Below are 21,052 nucleotides of genomic sequence, written 5' to 3' on the forward strand. Positions count from 1 at the left end.
CATAGCGGATAAATTGATTTGGACGCGATAATAAATACTCACACAGCAAAAAGCATTCAAAAATGGTGCCTGCCACTTGCTTTGCCTGGCCTGTTATATCCACTGGCACAATATCTTAACGGCTATTGTCTTCTCAATAATAATATTTTAACAGTTTACGATCTCAAACTCGCCGTATTTTCCGCCGCATTGGTTCTGTTTGGTTTTCGGGTATTGCCGGGATTTATTCTGTTTCTCGCCTTGATGTTCGTAGTGGGGCCACAAAGCGAGCGGGTGGATGCGCTGTGTCTGGTTATGGCCTCAACCTTGAGCTATGCCGCTTATCGCAACGTGACGGGCAGACGCAGCTGCGCAAGTTTTGGCCGTATAAAAATCAGCCTGAGCCGCCTGATTTGGCTATGCGGCTTTAACATCCTGCTCTATCTGTTATTCAGCAGGATTTTTGCCGCGTTCGTCACCCATGGTCATCGCCCGGATGTGGACAATATTCCGGTTATGAGCCTGGAGATGCTGGTACGTATTCAGGGGATCATCAACGGTTGCCTGACGGGCATCCCCTTTTTCTACAAAATTTATCGCATCATTCGTCGACCGTCTTACCTGTTGACCTTTATCAGAGCGATTGTCTTTCAGTGTAAAGGGAATATCACCGCCTTTGGCGTCAGCATCTGGTGTATTTTGCTGATTTCACTGATGTTCTGTTTGACGTCACCGCACAGTCCGAACATCTTTTTTTCTTTCTATAGCCTGATCCTGTTATTTCCATTGATGCTGTGGGGGGCGATTAAGATTGGTCACTCGTTCACCATGCTGGTGTGGACAGTCGTACTGATTATTTTAGGCAAACATAACGACAGCTATATCGCCAGCGACATCAATTTCATGCTGCATCAGGCGCTGGTTTCCACCCTTATTTTTGTCTTTTCACTCACCATTGTGATCATGGGAGCGCTGGCAAAATTTACCCGTCAGCGGTTTAACCAGGTCCTGCTGTTGGGTCTGACTGACCCGATGACGGGCATGGCGAACCTGCGTGCTCTGAAGACGGAGTTGTTTACCACTGAGGGGGCGACGGTATGCCTGATACAGATCCCCGAACTGGAGCTCTTTTCACGCCGCTATGGTTTTCATTTTCGCGCCCGCTACCAGAAGATCCTTGCTGAGCATCTCAGGAGTCATTTGATCAAAAGCGAGAAGGTCTATTATCACGCGGGTTATGATCTGCTTATCCGCCTGGAAAATGGGACCTGCGAGCGGTTATGCGACCTGTACCAGGCTGCCAATAGTTTTCGTCTCTTCTACAACAATCACCGGCTGGGTTTTCGCAGTGGTTTGGGCTACTGCCTGATTAACGATCATAGCGATGATATCTACCAGCTGGTGGGTAAGCTCGGCATGGTCGCCGGCTTATCCCTGACCAACGGCAGGCCGGAAAACCTCGAAGCGCAGCATAGCCGGGTCCTTGGCAACCACATCGTTGATAAAACTGAAATCCGTACCGCATTGCAAAATGCGCTGGATAATAATGCCTTCGTTCTGATGGCCCAGCCGATAGTCAGTACCCATGGCGAAGCGCCGTATCATGAAATATTGATCCGTATGCTCAACGAACGGGGGGAATTTATTCCACCAAACAGCTTTCTGCCGGTTGCCCATGATGCGGGGCTGGCGCCGGATATCGATCTCTGGGTTATCGAAAACACCCTAAAGTTCATGCGCACCCATCCGCAGCGCTGTTTTGCCATTAACCTGGCACCAGTCACGGTGTGTCGTTCAAATATCGTGTCCAGAATCACTCAGCTTCTGCACGATTACGCTGTGGAGCCGCAGCGGATTATTTTTGAGATAACCGAAGCGGATACATTATCAGATAAAGAACAAACCGTGGAAACCCTGAGCTTAATACGTCAGTTGGGATGTCGCGTGGCGATTGATGACTTTGGTACCGGATTTGCCAGTCATGCGCGCTTGATGAATATCGAAGCAGACATTCTGAAAATAGACGGTTCTTTTATTCGACGGATCACCGAAAGCGAGATCAGCTACTACATCGTCGAGTCATTCTGCCGTGTCGCTGAAATGAAAAATATGCAGGTCGTCGCCGAATTTGTCGAAAACGCCAATATTCAGGCATGTCTGGAAAAAATGAATGTTGGGTGGTTACAGGGATATCACATTGGCAAACCTACGCCATTGCTCACGTTGGAATAGCAGGGCGCTAACGCCTGATGGCCAAAAAAGTAACTTCTTCTCAGGTAGAGAATAAAAATCATGAGTGACATTAGTAAAGTGAAGAATCGAACGGCGGGCGCTGCCGGTATGGGACTGCGCGCCCGGTTGCTCTCATGGCTACACAATATCCATCCCGGTGTGGCGATGAAGCTCGGTATGATTCTGGTTTTTTGTATTGCAACGCTGCTGATCGGTGCCTCTTTTATATTATCTTCTTACCTTTCCCGTGAATTGCAGGCTAATGCCCTGGAGATGATTAAAACCAACACGCGTATTTTCCACAATAGTATTTCTAATGAATTCCAGCGTGTCACCCGCGATGCAGAGCATTACAGTAATGTTTATATTAATAATTACCAAAACGTTGCCGATAAACCGCTGCGTTATATGGATGCAACTGAGTTAAAAGCGATACTGAGCAATCCCAATACTAACGCGCATTTCACCGAATTAACCAGCGTATTTGCCAGCACATTTATTTTGCAAGGCGAGCAGTTTGTGCGTGTTAGCAGCACGTTATTGGCAAGCTCTGGCAATACGGCCACCGCAACGGCATTGGGGCACGATAACCCGGCATTGCCGCTACTGCTGAAAAACAAACCATTTTCGGGTGTGGTCACGCTGTTCGGAAAGCAGTTTATTAGCCACTATGAGCCGATAGCCGATAAATATGGTCAGGTCGTTGGCGCGGTTGCGGTGGGATTCGATGTTAAACAAAGTCTGCAACCGATTATTCAGCGTTTGTTGAATGTGCATATTGGTAAAGAGGGTTACGCCTACGTGCTGGATGCCGGATTCGAACCGGGTCGTATGTTGGTCCATCCATCGTTGAGCAATCAACAGGCGATTAATATCACCGATGCCAATGGCTATAAGCTGTTTGCCGATATCCTCGAACATAAAAATGGCATCACTTACTACAACTGGGTAAGTCGCTACGGTACGCCACCGAGGACCAAGGTTGCCGTCTATGAATATATCGAAGGGATCGACTGGATCATTGCCACCACCAGCTACGTTGATGATGTATCCAGAAGCAGTAACCTGGTACGCAATGGCCTGTTGTTGTTCACGGCTTTCCTGTTACCGGTCATTTTACTGCTGATTGCCGTTGCCAGTCGTTTTCTGATTTCACGCCGTTTAAACCGCGTACTCGGGATTGCGCAGACCATCGCAAAAGGAGATTTAACGGTTGACGTGGAGATCGATCATCACGATGAAATTGGCGAACTGCTGAGTGCGGTAGAGATGATGCGTCAGCGTCTGCACTCGCTGGTCGGCGATATGGTTTCTCACGCGGATTCGGTACATCAGGCGTCACTGCATATCACCGAGGCGGTAGATGGTCAGGCGTCAACCAGCGTGGAAACGTCATCTTCGGTGGCCGAAATTACTTCCACGATGGAAGAGCTGTCGGCCTCTTCTACGCAAATTGCTGAGCACTCGCGGGCGGTGGTGGATATTGCCAACCAGACGCTTGAGGATTGCAATAAAGGTTCAGAGTCGATGTCACAATTGCTGATGCGGATGACGGATATTGATACCGATAATCAGCAAAACATGCGTGAAATTATGATGCTCGGCAATAAGTCGACGGAAATCAGTCGGGTGATGGTGATCATCAATAGCGTTGCCGATCAAACGAAACTTATCGCCTTTAACGCCGCGCTGGAGGCTGCCAGCGCTGGAGAAGCCGGTAAGCGTTTCTCGGTGGTGGCGGCTGAAATTCGTCGTCTGGCCGATTCAGTAACGGAATCGACGGTTGAGATCGAGAATAAGATCAGCGAGATCCAAAACGCGATCAATCGTCTGGTGCTGAACGCGGAGAAAGGCGGCGAGAGCATTAAAGCGGGAGCCAGGGCCTGTAAAGTCAGTGCTGAACATCTGAACGACATCGTCGTTACCGCCGAGCAAACCTCTACGGCGGCGCTACAAATTTCACTATCGACCCAGCAGCAGAAAACGGCGAGCAATCAGGTGGTCATGGCGCTGCGTGAGATCGTCGTGGCCAGTAACTATACCTCGCAATCGATCAAAGACATTTTGGTTGTCAGTCAGGATATGACGCAACTGTCGAAAGCGCTGAAAGAGGCGTCGACGTCATTCACCTTGACGGAAACGGATGTATGAACAGCGGCAATATACGGGTGCTGATCCTTGACCTGGACAGCGCATCGCGTAATGAACTGGTCAGGCAACTGGAAGATCATCCGCACATTAAAGTGGTGGGGCAAGCCGCCCATCGCAGACAAGCGATGAGATTATTACAACAACTGATGCCCGATCTGCTGATTCTGACGCTGGATACCTCAAGCCCCGATAACGTTGAGGTTGTGGAAACGATCATGGCGACCAGCGCTATTCCCATCCTTGTGATGCGGTTTTGCCCAGAAAAACAATGGGATGATGATTATATTTCTCGTGGTGCTCTGGCGGTGCTGCACCATAGCAGCGATTTCCCGCTCTCGACCGATGCGCTGCATCGCAAAGTTGAATTGTTAGTCGGTGTGAAAGTGATCCGTCATATCAAGGGATTACGCCATCCAACCGAACCAGTAATGCCCGCCGCGCGCCCGACGACGGACACAGTAAAGACACCGCAGGACTGGCCTTTTGTGCTGGCGATTGCCTGTTCGACGGGGGGGCCGCAGGCACTGAGCAAGCTATTACAGGATCTCCCCGGTACGTTTCCATGCCCGGTGCTCATTGCCCAACATATTGCCGATGGCTTCGCAAAAAATATGGTGCACTGGTTGGACAGCGTGACCGAACTGAAGGTGCGCCTGGCGCAGGAAGACGATCGGGTTGAAGCGGGATACGTCTATATTTTACCGCCGGAGCAGCATCTGATCGTCAAGAGCAATCAACGCCTGGCGGCAATCCCCAGACAGGAAAGCGATGTCTATCATCCCAGTTGCAATCTGTTGCTGGAGTCGGTGGCTGAGGTATTTCGCGAAAAGGCCGTCGGGCTGATTATGACGGGTATGGGTAGCGATGGCTGTCGCGGCATTGAGCTTATTTTCCGCCGGGGAGGGCGAACGTTGGCGCAGGATGAAGAGAGCTCGGTGGTGTTCGGTATGAATAAGAACGCGATCGACAGGCAACTGATACACCGCACGATCCCGCTGGACGGTCTCGCGAAGGTACTGCTATCGATGGCCTTTCACGGGCATTTTGAGAGTAAATTGCCATGATCCCCAATCTTCCTGATTACGCCCGCCTGATCAAAGACCGGGTGGGTTTGCACTTTGATAACGCAATGGAAGCGTTGCTGAAATCGGCGCTGAAACGGCGTATGAGCGAACGAAACATCAGTAATTACTATGAATATTATGAACAACTGCGTATTTCGCAGGACGAGTTTGATCGCTTCATTACGCTGATAACCATTAACGAAACCTATTTTTTCCGCGAAAACGAGACGCTGGATCTGATCTGCGATAAGTGGGTCCCGCGTCTGCTGCAACAGCGCAGCGGCCCGGTACGTATTCTCAGCGCCGGATGTTCTTCCGGAGAAGAAGCCTACTCGCTGGCGATTAAACTGCATGAGAAATACCAGGGCGAAATGGCCCAGCGGATTGAAATTTACGGTTGTGATATTGACCCGGTAATCCTGGCAAAAGCCAGAAACGCCAGCTATTCAAGCTACTCGTTTCGCGGCGTCGACCCAGACATTCAGCAGCGCTACTTTACCCGCTCAGGAAATCTCTACCGACTGCATGATGCGATCCGCGAGAAAGTCTCGTTTCACCGCACCAACATTATAAAAGAGCAGCTGTTGCCGGAAGTGGACATCATTTTGCTGCGCAACGTCTCTATCTATTTCGACACGCCAACGCGCCGTGAACTGCACGGTAATTTGTCGAAAATGCTCCAGCCTCAGGGGGCCTTATTTTTTGGCAACGCGGAAACGTTAGCCAACAATTTCGACATTCTGAAGCTGGAGCAGGAACAGGGCATTTTTTATTTTTGCCATCATCGTGAAACGCCAACAATCGCACCAGTACCCAGGGTAGCGGTACGCGCTCCACGGCCGAGAACGGTAGTGGAGGATGAATCTTCCATGCCCATGGTTCAGAAAAATGATGACTGGCTAAAAAAGGCGCGTGCCTGTCTCGATGATAAATGTTTTTCTGAGGCCGAAAAGTGTATCGCCTGCGTATTGCGCGACGATCCCCGTAATCCGGATGCGCTGCTGATTCAGGGCGTCATTGCCCTCGAACAGCGTCAGTTTTCTCAGACTGCCGGAAACGCGCAGAAGATCCTCGCCCAGGATGAGTGGTCGGCAGAGGCCAAAATGCTGCTCGGCCTGGCGATGATGTGGCAGCACCAGACGCAGCAGGCTATCGCCTGGTTTAAACAGGTGGTTTATCAGGAGCCGGGTTACTGGCCGGCGCACTATTATCTGGCCGAAATGTACCGTCAAAGCGAGTTACGCCAGCCTGCGCAGCGTACGTATCGCGTGGTGATGCAATTACTAAACGACGAAATGAACAACCCTTCTGCGGTTTGTCGTCTGCGTTTGCCGATGGTGTTTCCTGGCAATACGTTTCGTTTTCTTTGTGAGCATCAACTGGCGCAATTTGCCCACCGAAGTGGCAAATAAGAGCGATTATGGCTATCGATCTGAAAAAATTCGTTCTGCGCTTTATTGATGAAGGGAGAGGTCATTTGCAGACGATCAGCGAAGGGGCGTTCCTCCTTTCCGCTGATGAACATACTGAAGCCTGGATAGGTGAGATGTTTCGCGCCGCGCATACCCTGAAAGGGGGCGCGCGGATGCTGAAATTGCAAAGTATCGCTGATGTCACTCATCATCTTGAAGATGTATTAAGTGAGCTGCGTGATAACAAACTGACGCCGGACAGAGCGCTGGGTAATCTGATTCATGAGTCCGTGGAGTATCTTTCGGGCCAGTTGACCCAGCTTTTTGTCAGCGAGGGCGATAATCAGTTGCCACCGGCGGATGCCGGGCTGTGCGAACGCCTGGCCTCCGCCAGCCGGGGAGAAACCGTTACTGTGGCGCTGGAGTCGCCAGCGGCTACGGACAAACCTGGTGTTTCGGCTTCTGCCGCAGCCCCCTCCCTGGACTCCGGTATCAAGCAGGCCGATTTCGTACGAGTAAAGCTGAACAAGCTGGATGGCCTGATCGACATCCTCGGGGAAGTGCTCGCCGGACATGATCGCCTTGAACAGCAGATCCAAAACCTGAGTCAGTTGGTCCCCCGATTGCCGGGCCTGAGCGCCGAGCAGCTTCGCCAGCAGATCCATGATTTTAGCGCTCAACTAAAAGAAAGCGTTCAGATCCAGCATTTGCAGATGTTTGAACTGTACGATGTGGCGGCGCGGATCCGCATGCTTCCGCTATCGACGCTGTTTGAGCCGATCTCACTCCAGGTCAGTGAACTGGCGTCCACGCTGAACAAACAGGTGGTGTGCCGCTTCGTCGGCGGTGAAGTGGAAATTGACCGCCAGCTCATTGACCGGCTATCGGAATCCCTGACGCATTTGCTGCGTAATGCGGTCGATCACGGTATTGGCGAGATCGACGAACGCCTGGCGCTGGGTAAATCGACCCGCGGCACCATTACCATCACCACTCAGCAGGACGGCAGCGGAATATTACTGCGCATCGAAGATGACGGTCGCGGTCTGAATTATGAGGCCATCAGCGCGAAGGCGGTCAGTAAAGGCCTGGTTCCCGCATCAATGGCCGGACAACTCTCCGAGCAGGAGTGTAATGAGCTGATTTTTCATCCCGGCTTTTCCACCAGCAAGATAGTCTCTGAGCTTTCAGGGCGCGGTGTGGGTCTCGATGTGGTGCGCAAAACGGTGGTGACCGACCTGCAAGGTGATTTGCAGGTATACAGTCGCCCGGGCGTCGGAACCAGCTTTAGCCTGCGCCTGCCTGTCTCGCTCACGATGATGCGAATTATGCAATTTGAGGAGCAGGGACACCTGTTCGGACTGGCGGCACAGTATGTGGTCGAGGTGGTGGAATGTACCCCGGAGGGGATTAGTGATATCGCCGGGCGACCAGCCATTATTTTGCATAACGAGTTTATTCCCGTGGTATGCGCAGGCGCTCTGCTGGGCATTCACGATCGCCAGGGCAATCTCTCATCGGCGGGACAACGTTTAATCGTCGTGCAGAACCAGTACAGCAAAATGGCGCTGCGGGTAGATAAGCTGCTCGATGAACGCAAGATGATGATCAAACCCTTACCAAAGCATATGCAGCAGCAGTCGCTGGTCTCCGGGATGGTACAGACGCCGGATAACCAACTGGTCAGCATCCTGCAAGTGCCTGCGCTGATGGCGATGGCGCAACAGTCACGGCAAACCAGCGCCCCGGCGCCCGCGACGAGCGTGGCGCAAGATGCCTGGCACGTGCTGGTGGTTGATGATTCCCTCAATACCCGCGAGATAGAAAAAAATGTGCTGGAGGCGCATGGCTATCAGGTCACGTTGGCTGAAGATGGGTTGTCAGGGCTGCAAAAAGCGAAACTGACCCAATTCGATGCCGTACTGACGGATGTCGAAATGCCGTTTATGGATGGTTTTACCTTCACCAAATCGTTGCGCGCAGAGAAAAATTACCAGCACACGCCAATCATCATCGTGACGTCCCGCGCGAAGGAAGAAGACCGACGACGGGGCATTCAGGTAGGGGCGGACGCCTACATCGCTAAAGGTGATTTCGAGCAGGACAGTTTAATAAAAACATTAAAAATGCTTTTGTGCTGATGGCGCAAAATCGAGAGAGAAGATGCGAATTTTATTAGTTGATGATGATCTTTTTGCGGCTGAACTGGCCTCTATTTTTTTGCAGATGGATGGCTACGACGTGGTGATTGTGGAAAGCGCTATTTCTGCCCTGGCGTGCCTGGACTCGGATAAAAACATCGACCTGGTGATTAGCGATCTGCATATGCCTGAGATCAGTGGTCTGGATTTGTTGGCGCTGTTACGCGCTCAGGCCTGGTCTAAGCCCTTTATATTACTCAGTGCAAACGAAGTGACGGCCAGCGATCTCCGGTACGACCGGTGGGTAAAAAAAGATGAAAACCTGGCGGAAAATCTGGGGGCGGCAGTAAATGCGCTCCTGCTACCGTCCGCCGTTACTGAATAAGCCTGGGCGTTTGATGAAACCAGAAAATAAGCACATAGCGATGGCGGCAGCGCAGGAAAAAATAGCGCGTCTGCGTCAGGGATTTTTACGTCGCATCCCCGATATGCTGGCACAGGCAGAAAGGCTGCTCGTTCAATTAGTCGCTGAACCCAGCGAAACCTGTCGTAAACAACTGCACATTCTGCTGCACAGTATTCACGGTTCAGCGGGGTCTTTTGGTTTTAGCCCGCTGGCGAATGCCTCAGCAGAAGGTGAGCGTTTACTAACAGAACCGGAAACAGAGCAAAGCATACTTCATTATGATGAGCTGCGGAGAATTATTCGCTGGCTGTATACCCTCACCCAGGAGCAGCTCAATCTTGAGCATCGTATTAGCGACACGGAGTTCACCTTTCCTGTCTCCTCGCAGCGTCCGGAAGAGGGATATGTCCGGCGGGCCAGTAAGCCTATCTATCTGTGTGATGATGACGTCGACCAGGTTGAGTTGCTCGCTACCCAGTTGCGCTGTTTCGGCTTTACCTGTCATGTATTTGCCAATACTGAGGATTTTACGCAAGCCGTACTGGCACAACCGCCAGCCGTGGTGATTATGGATGTCAGCTTTCCGGACAACGCCTACGGTGGACCGTTGGCGATGGCGGATCTGAAGCAGAAAGTGGGCAAACCTTTCCCGGTACTATTTCTCTCCTGCCACAGCGATTTTAACGCCCGCATCAACGCCATTAAATCCGGCTGTGATGGCTACTACGTGAAACCGGCTTCTATCACTGATTTGGTACAGGAACTACACCGCCTGACGCAGCCTTCGCTGAAAAAACCGTATCAGGTGCTGTTGATCGATGACGAGCCCGCGGTGGCAGAATACAACGCTGAAAGGCTGCGCATGGCGGGCATGGAGGTACATGTGCTGGAGAAACCTCACTATTTACTGCATGTGCTGAACGCGCAACCGATTGATCTGGTACTGATGGACTACCATATGCCGGAATTTAGCGGTGAGGAGTTAACGAAACTTATTCGTCAAATACCACAGCATATTGGTCTGCCGATCGCCTATCTCTCCAGCGAGACCAACAAGCATGCGCAGCTTGGGGCAATGAGCATCGGCGCGGAGGATTTTATTCTCAAACAAGCCGATCCTGAGGAGCTCATCCGTGCCGTGTCTATCCGTGCCGAAAGAATGCGCGCTCTGCGCGCGCGTATGTCGCAGGACAGTCTGAGTGGGTTATATAACCACTCGACGACGACCCATTTTCTGAAAAGCGCGATTGCCGAGTCGAATTACAGTAGTAATCCGTTCTGCATGGTGATGGTGGATCTGGATCATTTCAAAAGCATTAACGACACCTACGGCCATGCGGTTGGCGACCAGGTGATTGTTGGGATTTCGCAGCTGTTTTCCCATCGCTTACGCAGCACCGATATTGTTGGGCGTTACGGGGGCGAAGAGTTTGTCATCATTATGCCCAATACCAGTAGCGAAAAGGCGGCTCGGGTGGTCGAACGATTGCGCAGGGACTATGAACAGGTCACCTTCGCCGTCAATGACGCCAGTTTTCACAGTACCTTCAGCGCGGGTATTGCGCAGTGGCAGTTTGGCGATCGTGTTGAAACGCTGCGCGAACGCGCCGATCAGGCGCTGTATGCCGCGAAGCAAAATGGCCGTAACACCTTCTGCATTGCTGAGTAAAAGGATAAAACATGAGCCAACAGCTGGAGCAAATTCTCGCCCTAAATCACGGTGAAAAGCCGGAGTGTGAAAACGTAGATGAACCGCAGCGCACGCTGGTGCTATTTCAGCTGGCGGGTAAGAATTTTGCGTTCTATGGGGCGCAGATAAAAGAGATCCTCGCGGAGCGTCCTATATCCTGGGTTCCCTGCTGTGCGCCGATGCTGGAAGGCGTCATCAACTACCGTGGTCGCGTGGAGTCGGTGATGAGGCTGGACAGCCTGATCGACAAACCTGACGTTAACCCGGCAGGTAAACGTACCATCCTGATTGGTTGCGCCGAAAAAATGCAAAGCGGGATCCTGATAGATAAGCTGATTGATGTGCTGGAAGTCGCCGAAAGCCAGATCCACTTGCCGGGAGACTCGCTGCCTCCGGCGCTGCAGACTATCGCCGTGGGTGTGGTTAACGTGGCGGAAACCTGGTTCACGCTGCTCGATCTGAATCTGGTTTTTGCGCGTTATCAGGAGACCAGTGGTTATGCCGACTCTCATTAATCTGGCTGCGGTGCGTATTACCCTCGGGACGCTCAATTTTTATATTCCGGCAAACCAGGTTGGGCGCTGTTCGCTGGTGACAGGGGGGGCACCGGATATCCCGCGTTTTAGCCAGTGGCTGGGCATTGCCGATGAGCCGCAACAGGGCAGGCATTTGCATTTGTTTGTCCCGGATAGCGGGGTTGAGACCGGCTGGTACCTGTGGGGGCAACTGGAGAATGTCATCTTACCTGGCGATACGATTTTTGCCGTACCGCCGCTTCTGGCGCGTAATTGCCATCTACCAGCGCTGCGTGCGCTGGTGGGCAGCGAAGCGTTCAGTCCGTTGTTAAGCTGGCGCTGAAATAGTGAACGCCCATGCGTTGCGGGAGCCGTCACGCTCCCGCTACAGGTGATGACCGAGAAGTCTTCTCCGGTTACTGGGTATAAACATCTACAGCCCGGCTGACCAGTGTAGTCATAAAGTTGTCAATTTTATCAACGGTCTGCTGATCATGAAGATCGTAGGTTTTTGCCACATCATCCAGATTTTCATAGCCCACCCAAACCCGTCCAATCTTATCCTGCCATACCGAAACTCGTAGTGGCAGAGCCAGCGCGATCCCCTGTTTATCTTGCATGAGTTTTGTGCCGACTTTCGGATTACCAAATACCAGGACTTTGGTGGGCCTGAGGTTCATGCCTACATCCTTAGCATTTTTCTCATGATCAATTTCAGTGAAGACCGGAACTCCTTCACTCTTCAGAAGGGCTTTTAGACGGAAGATCGTCTCATCGACAGAAAATTTACTCTCCTGATTTTTGATCTTCTCTGAATTTAATCCAGAGCCCAGACCGGTTTTATAGGCCTCAGCGATATCACGCGCCACCTGAGTCAGGTCCACACCTTCTTTGTTGGTCAATAGGGTCACGCAAACCAGCTCATCACCGGCGGTAAAGCGGCTCAGATAGGCGCTAAATCCGCCCGTGGTGCCTTTAATTTCAAGGAAACCAGGATGATGGGTAAATTCCCAGCCAGCCATGGCAGGCACAACTTTACCGTTTTTCAGTTTTGCCGGGCTATAGATGATGTCACGCAGCGTTTTGTCTTTAACCAGCGTACTGCCTGCCAGACCGATATCCCACTTACTGATATCTTCTGCAGATGACCACAGGCCGCCGTAGGCGTACAGGTTATCAGTGGCGGTTGCGCTTACCGGCTCCAGTTTGTCACCCGATGAGACATAACCTGTCGCGGGCTCAACGGGGTTTATCCAGGGGATTTCAGATTTAAATTTTGCGTGCTGATTGTGTTGCTTATCAGGCGTGGGGCGATCGAGAAACACTTTCGTTGGCATGTCTTTCGCAAACATGGTGCTTTGCAGGCCTAACGGCTCGATTTGGTATTTGTCGATAAAGTCTGCGTAACTCATTCCACTGACCTTCTCAATAACCATCCCTAACAGAATAAAATCGGTCGCGCTGGAGTTGATATCCGTACCGCTTTTAAATTCGAGCGGTTTATTTTTGACGAGATCAACCAGCTGCGCAGGCGTATATTTTTGCGTCTGCTTATAGCCGAATAATCTGAAGTCCGGGATCCCAGATGAATGTTGCATTAACTCCAGAATCGTAATGTCATGCCAGCTTTGCGGCAGGTCCGGTAAATAATTGCTCACCGGGGTATTAAGGCTTAATTTACCTTGTTCTACCAGTTGCATCACCGCAACGGCGGTAAAAGCCTGAGTGATTGGCCCAATCCCCCACATAGTCTTGGTGGACGCGAGTTCATCATTGGTTGCCGTAGCCAGGCCGTATCCTGCAGAACGCGGAATATAGGGGGCCTGAACGATAGCCATGGATAAACCCGGCAGATTATTTTTTGCCATTACCTCGGCAATCATTTGGTCGATATATTTGCCGTTGGCTTTTAACTGTGGGTTACCACGATTAACTAAGTAAGTTGTCCCGTTGGTATCAGATGCGGCTAGCGCCTGGGTGGCTGAGACTGACATGGAAAGTAACACACATGCCGAAATAACCTTTAACTTAACATTCATAGCAAAGCTCCCCGCTGGCTGAAATTTAGCTGTATTTTTATCTAATGCGATTGCGGCTATTTGATTAATAAATAGCGTTATTCAATATGGCATGCTTTCAGAGCGGGACATTTGTTCAGGGCGCTGGGAATATTGTCATTACGTATTCTAATAACGATAGTGGACATATCACTGCCCACGCCGTTAGCGGTCGTATTGTTGGCGTCGCCGTTCGAAACGGCGATCGCGCAGGCCGGAATAAATAAAAGTAATCACAAACAGCAGAGAAAATAGTACGACGATGGTGGGGGCCGGTGCGCTGTCGATGAAAAATGACAGATACACGCCCATAAACGAGGTAACGACTGAGATAACCACTGCCAGCCACAAGGCATGGAAAAATTTCCGTGTCATTAATATCGCGATGGCGCCCGGGGCAATTAGTAAGGAAATCGACAAAATAATGCCTACCGATTTCAGCGTGGCGACGATCGTCAGGGCAATCATACACAACAGACCATAATGCAGCAGCGTCGTGTTAAGACCGCTGGCCTTTGCCTGATGCGGATCGAATGCGTACAGTAGCAGATCTTTCCACTTTAGCCCGATGATAAGCGCAATCCCCAGCGTGATAACGGAGGTTTGCACAATATCGCTAAACGATACGCCCAGCATATCGCCAAACAGAATATGATCGAGATGGACCTCCGACTGGATCGAAACGTACAGCACCAGGCCCGCGCCAAACATACCGGAAAAGACGATCCCCATCAGGGTGTCACGCTTAATTCGGCTATTGTCGTCGAGATAGCCCGTCGCCACCGCGCAAAACAGTCCGGCGATAAACGCGCCAATCGCCAGTGGAATACCTGCAATCCACGCCAGCACAATGCCGGGGAAAACCGCGTGGCTCATGGCATCGCCCATCAGCGCCCAGCCTTTAAGCACCAAAAACACCGACAACAGCGCACAGGGGATGGCGACAATGGTGGAGATGACCAGCGCATTGACCATAAAGCTAAACTGAAAGGGTTCCAGCAGCGTCGTTAAGCTCATACGGACTCCTTGTTTACCTGACGGGCACGACGGCGATTCGCCAGCAGACCGTGTTTTGGCGCAAAGACAAACGCCAGCAGGAACAGCAGCGTTTGTAGAACCACAATAATTCCGCCGGTTGCGCCGTCCAGCCAGTAGCTCAGCCAGGCGCCAAAAAAGCTGGTCAGGCTGCCGATAGCTACGGCGATAGTGAGTAGACGTGGAAAACGATCCGTCAGCAGCCAGGCGGTGGCGCCGGGTGTGACCACCAGACAAATCACCAGAAATGCGCCGACGGTTTGCAGAGCGGCAACCGTGGAAACGGAGAGCAGCGTAAAAAATAACAGCTTTAGCCAGCCAGGATTCAGACCGATGGAGCGCGCGTGGTTTTCATCAAAAAAAACCACCATCAGATCTTTCCACTTCAACAACAGAATAGTCAGCGAGATGACGCCGATGATGGCCAGTTGCACAATATCTTCCGGTGCAATCGCCAGCACGTTTCCCAGAATAATGGTCTGGATGTTGACCGACATCGGATTGAGCGACACCATAAACAGCCCGATACCGAAAAAAGAGGAAAAAATCAGTCCGATAATCGCATCTTCCTTCAGGCGCGAGCGCTGATTGAGAAACAGCATGCTGCCCGCTGCCAGTCCACCGGAAAGAAAAGCGCCAAGCGCGAAGGGAAGCCCTAACATATAAGCGCCAGCAACGCCCGGAACGATAGAGTGCGACAGCGCGTCGCCAATCAGCGACCAGCCTTTGAGCATCAGATAGCAGGAGAGAAACGCACACAGGCCGCCGACCATCGCCGAGACCCACATCGCGTTGAGCATGTACTGGTAACCAAACGGTTCTGTCAGCCAGTTCATGATTATTCCCCCTCGTTGGCCGCGCGTCGCGAAATAAACGGGCGTTCATCATCGGTAATCACATGTTGCTCACCGCCGCTCAGCGCCACATGGCGCAGAACGCCGCTGAATGCCTGCTCGAGATTCTCAGTCGTAAAGGTGGTTTCGGTCGGGCCACTTGCCAGCACCGTACCTTTAATCATTACCGTGTAATCACAAAACTCGGTAACGGACCCCAGATTATGGGTTGAGACCAGCATGGTCCGCCCCTCATCGCGCAGTTCGCGTAGCAGGTCGATGATGCGCGCCTCGGTTTTCACATCCACGCCGGTGAAGGGTTCATCCAGCAAAATCACCTGTCCATCCTGGGCAATAGCCCTCGCCAGAAAAACGCGTTTTTTCTGCCCGCCGGACAGTTCACCTATCTGGCGATGGCGATAGTCCAGCATATCGACCCGTGCCAGCGCCGCATCAACACAGGCGCGGTCGATCTGTTTTGGCCGACGCAGCCAGCCCATGTGGCCAAAGCGACCCATCATTACCACATCTTCCACCAGTACCGGAAACGACCAGTCCACCTCTTCCGACTGAGGAACATAGGCAATCAGATTCTGTTTCAGCGCCTGATTAACCGGCTGTTGCAGAATAGATATTTCCCCCTGCGCCAGGCGAACAAAACCCATCAGCGCTTTAAAAAGCGTTGATTTTCCCGAACCGTTTACGCCGACCAGGGCGGCAATCGAACCGCCCGGAACCTGAAAAGTGGCGTCCCGCAATGCGGTGTGACCGTTGCGATACGTCACCGTAACCTGATTTACGGTAATCGCAGAGTGACTCATGGTTGGCTCTCCAGACCTTCGTTGATGCCGTTAACAATGGTTTGTGTTGTGACGCGCAGTAAATCCAGATAGGTCGGTACCGGGCCATCAGCAGCGCTGAGCGAATCGACATACAGCACGCCGCCGTAATGCGCACCGGATTCACGGGCGACCTGACGCGCAGGCTTGTCGGAGACAGTGCTTTCGCTAAATACCGTTGGGATATGATGCGCTCTGATCGCATCGATCACTTTGCGTACCTGTTTGGGGGTGCCCTGCTGATCGGCGTTGATCGGCCACAGATACAACTCTTTCAGGCCGTTATCGCGTGCCAGATAAGAAAACGCGCCTTCACTGGTGACCAGCCAGCGTTTATCGGCAGGGAGCTTCGCCAGTTCTGCATGTAGTGGCGCCAGGGTTTGCTGGATTTTGGCTTTATAGCTCTGCGCATTTTTCTGGTAGGTTGCGGCATTCTGCGGATCGTATTTCATCAGCGCGTCGCGAATATTATCCACGTAGATAAGCGCGTTCTCTGCCGACATCCAGGCGTGCGGATTCGGTTTGCCGTTGTACGGCCCTTCGCTGATACCCATTGGCTGCACACCGTTGGATACCATTACCTCCGGCACGCCGGATAAATGCTGGTAGAAACGGGCAAACCACAGCTCAAGGTTGAGCCCGTTCGAAAGGATAAGCTGTGCGCCTTGCGCCCGCTTGATATCGCCCGGCGTGGGTTGATATTCATGAATTTCTGCCCCAGGTTTGGTGATGGAACTGACGTCCGCGGCGTCACCTGCCACGTTACTTGCCATATCCGCAATCACCGTAAAAGTGGTTATCACTTTGAACTTTTCTTGCGCCCAGGCAGGCGACAACGTCAGCGCCGTTAACGCGCCAGCAAGGAGAAATGACTTCAGATGGGGCAACTGCGGCATAGTATCCCTCACAACAAAGTGGTTAATTTATCAACGAATATAGCCTTTGCTATGTTATATAGCACAAGGTATAAACAAATGAAAATAATTCTTATTTGCGTAGGGTGCTAAGGAATTGACGGGGATAACGCGTTGCGCGCCGACACGATTGTCGCCGCGCAACGGATGAATAACCTGATGATTATGACTTCTGGAACTCAGTGACGGTTTCCCATGCTACCTGTTGTAACGCTTTGGCGGCAGCTGGGGTCATATCCGTATCAACAGGAAGCGCGCCGCCGACCGGAGACTGGTTATACAGGGTAGCGAAAAATACGCAGGCTGCGAGATACGTTCCAGAAATCGAAGGGTGTACGCCATCATGATAATACAGGTTTATTTCCGGATGGGTTTTGCGCGCTTTCTCGAAAGCCAGACCTACCGGAGCGACATATCCCCCCGTTTTTTGCGCAATGGAGATATAAGCATCCGCCAGTTTTTGGCTATCTTCGGGTTGAGCTTTCTTCGCCCAGGTCATGAAATAGACGACTTTTGCACCTGCTTTATGCGCCATTTCGGCCATTTGGGTTGCGGAGTCAACGAAGTTTTGCCGGGTGCTTTCTTTCTTTGAGATCGTTTCTGTGGAGTTCCCCTGCAATACCACCACATCCCATTTCTGTAGCGTGTTCTGGTAGCGCATATTCTCAATTTGCCAGCCTAAATGACCGCTGGAAATCGTGATCCCCCGATATTTATAGCCTTTGGCATGGTCCGGCAGTAAAGACTGCGTCAAATCCCGCAATCGGGTATTGATATTATTGTTATAGAAAGTGAACGAGTTACCATAAAGCGCGACAATTTTATTCTCACCATCCATTTTGGCATGGGCGGAAGGCGCTAATAATGTATCCGCGTGAGAGCAAATGCTGCTCAGTGCAAGGGTCATTGCAGCGGTAAACAAGGTTATTTTTTTCATCGGTTATCTCTTAGAAATCATAACGGAGTCCAACGATGAGCGCATCATCATTGGTTTTTTTGTTCTTACTGGCGAATTCTTTATCATAAGTAAATGATAACCACGTATCTTCAGCCAATGTTAATTGCGCTTCAGCACGCCAGTCTTCTTTTTCAGCGATATCTTTACCATCTTCATTTAAAAAACTATATCCAGTGAGAACCTTGACGGTGCCAAAGTTGTAGGAAATAAGTGAATCCATTCCTTTATAATTATTATCACTTTTGTTATCGCGGGAAATAGAAGTCCGTAACGCGGTTACCGCGACTTCATAGGCTTTATAGTTGAGTTGTAACCCTCCCATAATTTGATCGTTTTGATTACGTCCATCGGTAGTCTCTACCCCATCCTGTCGTTTATAACGACTGGCAGCAATCGCAGGTGTAATTCTAAAATCGCCAAATTTGAAAGACTTGCGATAGCTGGCCATCGCGCCGTAGTCCAGGGCTTCGTTATCGCTGTTGCCATTACCAGAGACCCATGCCAACTGAATCTCATTGCCCGCAAATTTGGCGTTCCACTGTACGGTGCCGTCCTGGCGGTTGAACTGGTACGAATCATCAATGGTTGTAATGCCATAGCTGTAGATATTGGGGGTAAAGTTTTTGTACTTATCGGTCATTTTCATTACCTGATACAGCGGGTTTTTGGTTCTCCCGGTGATCAGTTCACCCCATGTTTTATTCGACAGGCCGACATAGGAATAGCGGGCCTCCATATCGCTTTCACCGGTATTGTTATCATTTTTTTCGGTACGCACCTGCCATTCCAGGCGACCCACGATTTTGGTATCTGGCAGAAGATCCAGATCTCGGGTGAGATAAATACCTACACGGCCACCCAGATCGCTTCGGCTTTCACTACCGGCAAATGAATTCTGGCCACTGGCAATTTTGCCCTCAACGCGACCATAGATATCCAGAGTATTTCCATCCTTATTATAGACGTTTAAGGCGAACGCCGAGGAACTCATACCCATTAGTAATATTAGTGAATAATTTTTTAGCTTCATGTCATCCCTCAAAACAGCATTAATTTCCTGACCATAAAAAGAAAGTTCACAGCGGGATAATTGTTTGTGGAAAAGGAATGGCAGCGATATGGGAAACATTTTTTCTCGTAATGAAATGTGATTATTCACGCATAAATATCTCCGATTGCGCTATTGTATTAATGGTTCTTATATTTAATGAGCGATTTTATTGAAATATTACGACTGTTTAAAATGTAATGCGAAAATTACTGTGAAGTGCATCCCATTTCTAACGGATGTAAAAACTGAAAATGGGAATAGTGCATTCTCATAGTCGGTTTTGGGGTGGGAATACTATTTTCCCCTGTAATTTGCAGGACAGATCCCGCAAAATTGATTAATCACATTTTCGATTATGACGCATTCATTGGCCGGAGAGGCGCTGTATGTTCGGTAAGCAAACAACGGTATTTGATTCTGATCTTTATTCTTCATTGTTCACCCACGGTCGGATGCGGGAAATATGGTCTGACGACAATCTGATGCGTTGCTGGCTGCGTTTTGAGGCCACTGTCGCACGCATTCAAAGTGAGTTAGGGATTATCCCTGAGCAGGCGGCAGCAGAAATTGCGCAAGCCTGCCAGGAAATACAGATAGACTGGCCTGCTCTGGCCAAGGATACACAAACGGTGGGGATGGCGATAAAACCGCTAATTGATCAGATCTCTGCTTCTGGCACACCTTTGGTAAGCCAGTTTTTGCACTGGGGATGTACCACTCAGGACCTACTGGATTCAGGAATGGCGATGAGATTGCAGCAAACGCTGCAGTTGCTGCGTGAGCAATTGTGTGATGTGGGTGAAGCGATGAAAGCGATGGCAATACGTCACACCCGTACGGTTATGGTTGCGCGCACCAATTCGGTGGATGCCTCCGCCACAACATGGGGGCTTCATGTTTGCAGTTATCTGGCAGAGGTTAACCGCCATCTGGCAAGACTCCAGCAGTTGTATCCGCGTGCGGTGACCGGACTCTTTGGCGGTGCGGTGGGGAATCTGGCTTCCGTGGGCGAGAAGGGAATGGAAACGCGTGAACGACTGATGCAGGCGTTAGGTCTGAACGTGCCCTGTGGTATTAATAACGCCAGTCAGGATGCGGTCGTTGAAGTTGTGCAGTTTTTTGCGCTTGTTCACGGCACGCTGTGTCGACTGGCTAACGATGTCGAAACCATGGGGCGCACGCCGATTGCTGAAGTGTTTGAGGGCGAAGGTGGCGGCGGATCCAGCACGATGCCGCACAAAGTCAATCCGCGCGCCAGTAACATGATGCAAACGCTGGCCAGAATGGGCTGGATGTATGCTTCCGGCGCACCGTCCATGCTGGATCAACAGGATGTGCGAGCCGCCTCTATGAGGGTCCTGAACTGGACGATCCTTCCGGAGGCCTCTAATGCCTTATCGACCAGTCTTACACGTGCAAAAAATTTGCTTTCTCATCTCATTATTAATGAAGAGAAGATGCGCGCTAATTTTGACTGCTCGAAGCACTTTATTATGTCGGAATCGCTGACGATGAAGCTTGCCGCTAAAATTGGCAGGGAATCTGCCTATAACTTAGTGAAAAACCTGCTGAAGCATGCAACAGGCGAGCAAAGCTTCATGGAGATCGTGCAGTCCAGTTCGGTAATCCGCGCGTCATTGTCTGTGGCGGAAATTGCCGCCGCCTGCGAACCGCTGTCATATATTGGGGCTAACGATGCGCTAATTGCAGAAACGGTTGCTGAATTCGATCGTGTGAAAACGACAGAGATGGCCTGAATCGTAATGCTGCCTGGA

The 21,052-nt window shown here is 51.0% G+C and carries 17 protein-coding genes; 10 read left to right on the forward strand and 7 right to left on the reverse strand.

Annotated elements, in window-relative coordinates; all coding sequences use genetic code 11:
• The first annotated feature begins 81 nt into the window (after positions 1-81).
• Genes FDW97_RS22460 through FDW97_RS22500 form a run of 9 tightly spaced genes read left to right on the forward strand, consistent with a single transcriptional unit; the run spans position 82 to position 11,933 of the window.
• Positions 82-2,211, forward strand: coding sequence for an EAL domain-containing protein (locus FDW97_RS22460; RefSeq protein WP_223851218.1), 2,130 nt, complete (start codon positions 82-84; stop codon positions 2,209-2,211).
• A 60-nt stretch (positions 2,212-2,271) separates the two neighbouring features.
• Positions 2,272-4,362 carry a Cache 3/Cache 2 fusion domain-containing protein gene (locus FDW97_RS22465; RefSeq protein ID WP_137351646.1) on the forward strand — a complete coding sequence of 697 codons (2,091 nt, stop codon included), beginning with the start codon at positions 2,272-2,274 and terminating at the stop codon, positions 4,360-4,362.
• A complete protein-coding gene (locus tag FDW97_RS22470) occupies positions 4,359-5,426 on the forward strand; it encodes a chemotaxis protein CheB (RefSeq protein WP_137347509.1) in 1,068 nt (355 codons plus the stop codon). The genes FDW97_RS22465 and FDW97_RS22470 overlap by 4 nt, the downstream gene beginning before the upstream one ends.
• Complete coding sequence (locus FDW97_RS22475) at positions 5,423-6,838, forward strand: protein-glutamate O-methyltransferase CheR (RefSeq protein ID WP_137351647.1); 1,416 nt, start codon at positions 5,423-5,425, stop codon at positions 6,836-6,838. The genes FDW97_RS22470 and FDW97_RS22475 overlap by 4 nt, the downstream gene beginning before the upstream one ends.
• An 8-nt stretch (positions 6,839-6,846) precedes the next feature.
• Positions 6,847-8,979, forward strand: coding sequence for a response regulator (locus FDW97_RS22480; RefSeq protein WP_137351648.1), 2,133 nt, complete (start codon positions 6,847-6,849; stop codon positions 8,977-8,979).
• A 22-nt stretch (positions 8,980-9,001) separates the two neighbouring features.
• Positions 9,002-9,364, forward strand: coding sequence for a response regulator (locus FDW97_RS22485; RefSeq protein ID WP_137347511.1), 363 nt, complete (start codon positions 9,002-9,004; stop codon positions 9,362-9,364).
• Between the two features lie 13 nt (positions 9,365-9,377).
• Positions 9,378-11,054 carry a diguanylate cyclase gene (locus FDW97_RS22490; RefSeq protein WP_085048932.1) on the forward strand — a complete coding sequence of 559 codons (1,677 nt, stop codon included), beginning with the start codon at positions 9,378-9,380 and terminating at the stop codon, positions 11,052-11,054.
• Positions 11,055-11,065: 11 nt separating this feature from the next.
• A complete protein-coding gene (locus FDW97_RS22495) occupies positions 11,066-11,590 on the forward strand; it encodes a chemotaxis protein CheW (RefSeq protein WP_085048853.1) in 525 nt (174 codons plus the stop codon).
• Complete coding sequence (locus FDW97_RS22500; protein ID WP_087856238.1) at positions 11,574-11,933, forward strand: hypothetical protein; 360 nt, start codon at positions 11,574-11,576, stop codon at positions 11,931-11,933. The genes FDW97_RS22495 and FDW97_RS22500 overlap by 17 nt, the downstream gene beginning before the upstream one ends.
• A gap of 73 nt (positions 11,934-12,006) precedes the next feature.
• Here the strand turns inward: FDW97_RS22500 and FDW97_RS22505 are convergent, their stop codons facing one another.
• From FDW97_RS22505 to FDW97_RS22535, 7 genes are all read right to left on the reverse strand, one after another.
• A complete protein-coding gene (locus tag FDW97_RS22505; RefSeq protein WP_137351649.1) occupies positions 12,007-13,629 on the reverse strand; it encodes a serine hydrolase in 1,623 nt (540 codons plus the stop codon).
• 183 nt (positions 13,630-13,812) lie between these two features.
• Positions 13,813-14,664 (reverse strand): iron/manganese ABC transporter permease subunit SitD, encoded by an 852-nt coding sequence (sitD, locus tag FDW97_RS22510; protein ID WP_137351650.1) that lies wholly within the window; start codon positions 14,662-14,664, stop codon positions 13,813-13,815.
• A complete protein-coding gene (sitC, locus tag FDW97_RS22515; protein ID WP_085048857.1) occupies positions 14,661-15,518 on the reverse strand; it encodes an iron/manganese ABC transporter permease subunit SitC in 858 nt (285 codons plus the stop codon). The genes sitD and sitC overlap by 4 nt, the downstream gene beginning before the upstream one ends.
• 2 nt (positions 15,519-15,520) lie before the next feature.
• A complete protein-coding gene (gene sitB / locus FDW97_RS22520; RefSeq protein ID WP_069324560.1) occupies positions 15,521-16,336 on the reverse strand; it encodes an iron/manganese ABC transporter ATP-binding protein SitB in 816 nt (271 codons plus the stop codon).
• Entirely contained in the window at positions 16,333-17,250 is a 918-nt protein-coding gene (locus FDW97_RS22525; RefSeq protein WP_137351651.1) for a metal ABC transporter substrate-binding protein, read from the reverse strand. Before FDW97_RS22525 ends, sitB begins: the two co-directional genes overlap by 4 nt.
• Before the next feature lie 181 nt (positions 17,251-17,431).
• Positions 17,432-18,205, reverse strand: a complete 774-nt coding sequence (locus FDW97_RS22530) for a DUF4886 domain-containing protein (RefSeq protein WP_085048859.1) — start codon at positions 18,203-18,205, stop codon at positions 17,432-17,434.
• A 10-nt stretch (positions 18,206-18,215) separates the two neighbouring features.
• A complete protein-coding gene (locus tag FDW97_RS22535) occupies positions 18,216-19,256 on the reverse strand; it encodes a porin (protein ID WP_085048860.1) in 1,041 nt (346 codons plus the stop codon).
• A 407-nt stretch (positions 19,257-19,663) separates the two neighbouring features.
• Between FDW97_RS22535 and FDW97_RS22540 the strand changes: the two genes are divergently transcribed.
• Complete coding sequence (locus FDW97_RS22540; protein WP_085048861.1) at positions 19,664-21,034, forward strand: adenylosuccinate lyase family protein; 1,371 nt, start codon at positions 19,664-19,666, stop codon at positions 21,032-21,034.
• The last annotated feature ends 18 nt before the right edge of the window (positions 21,035-21,052 follow it).

Origin of the sequence: Citrobacter sp. wls708 (assembly GCF_005281255.1) — a bacterium.
GTDB lineage: Bacteria > Pseudomonadota > Gammaproteobacteria > Enterobacterales > Enterobacteriaceae > Citrobacter > Citrobacter werkmanii.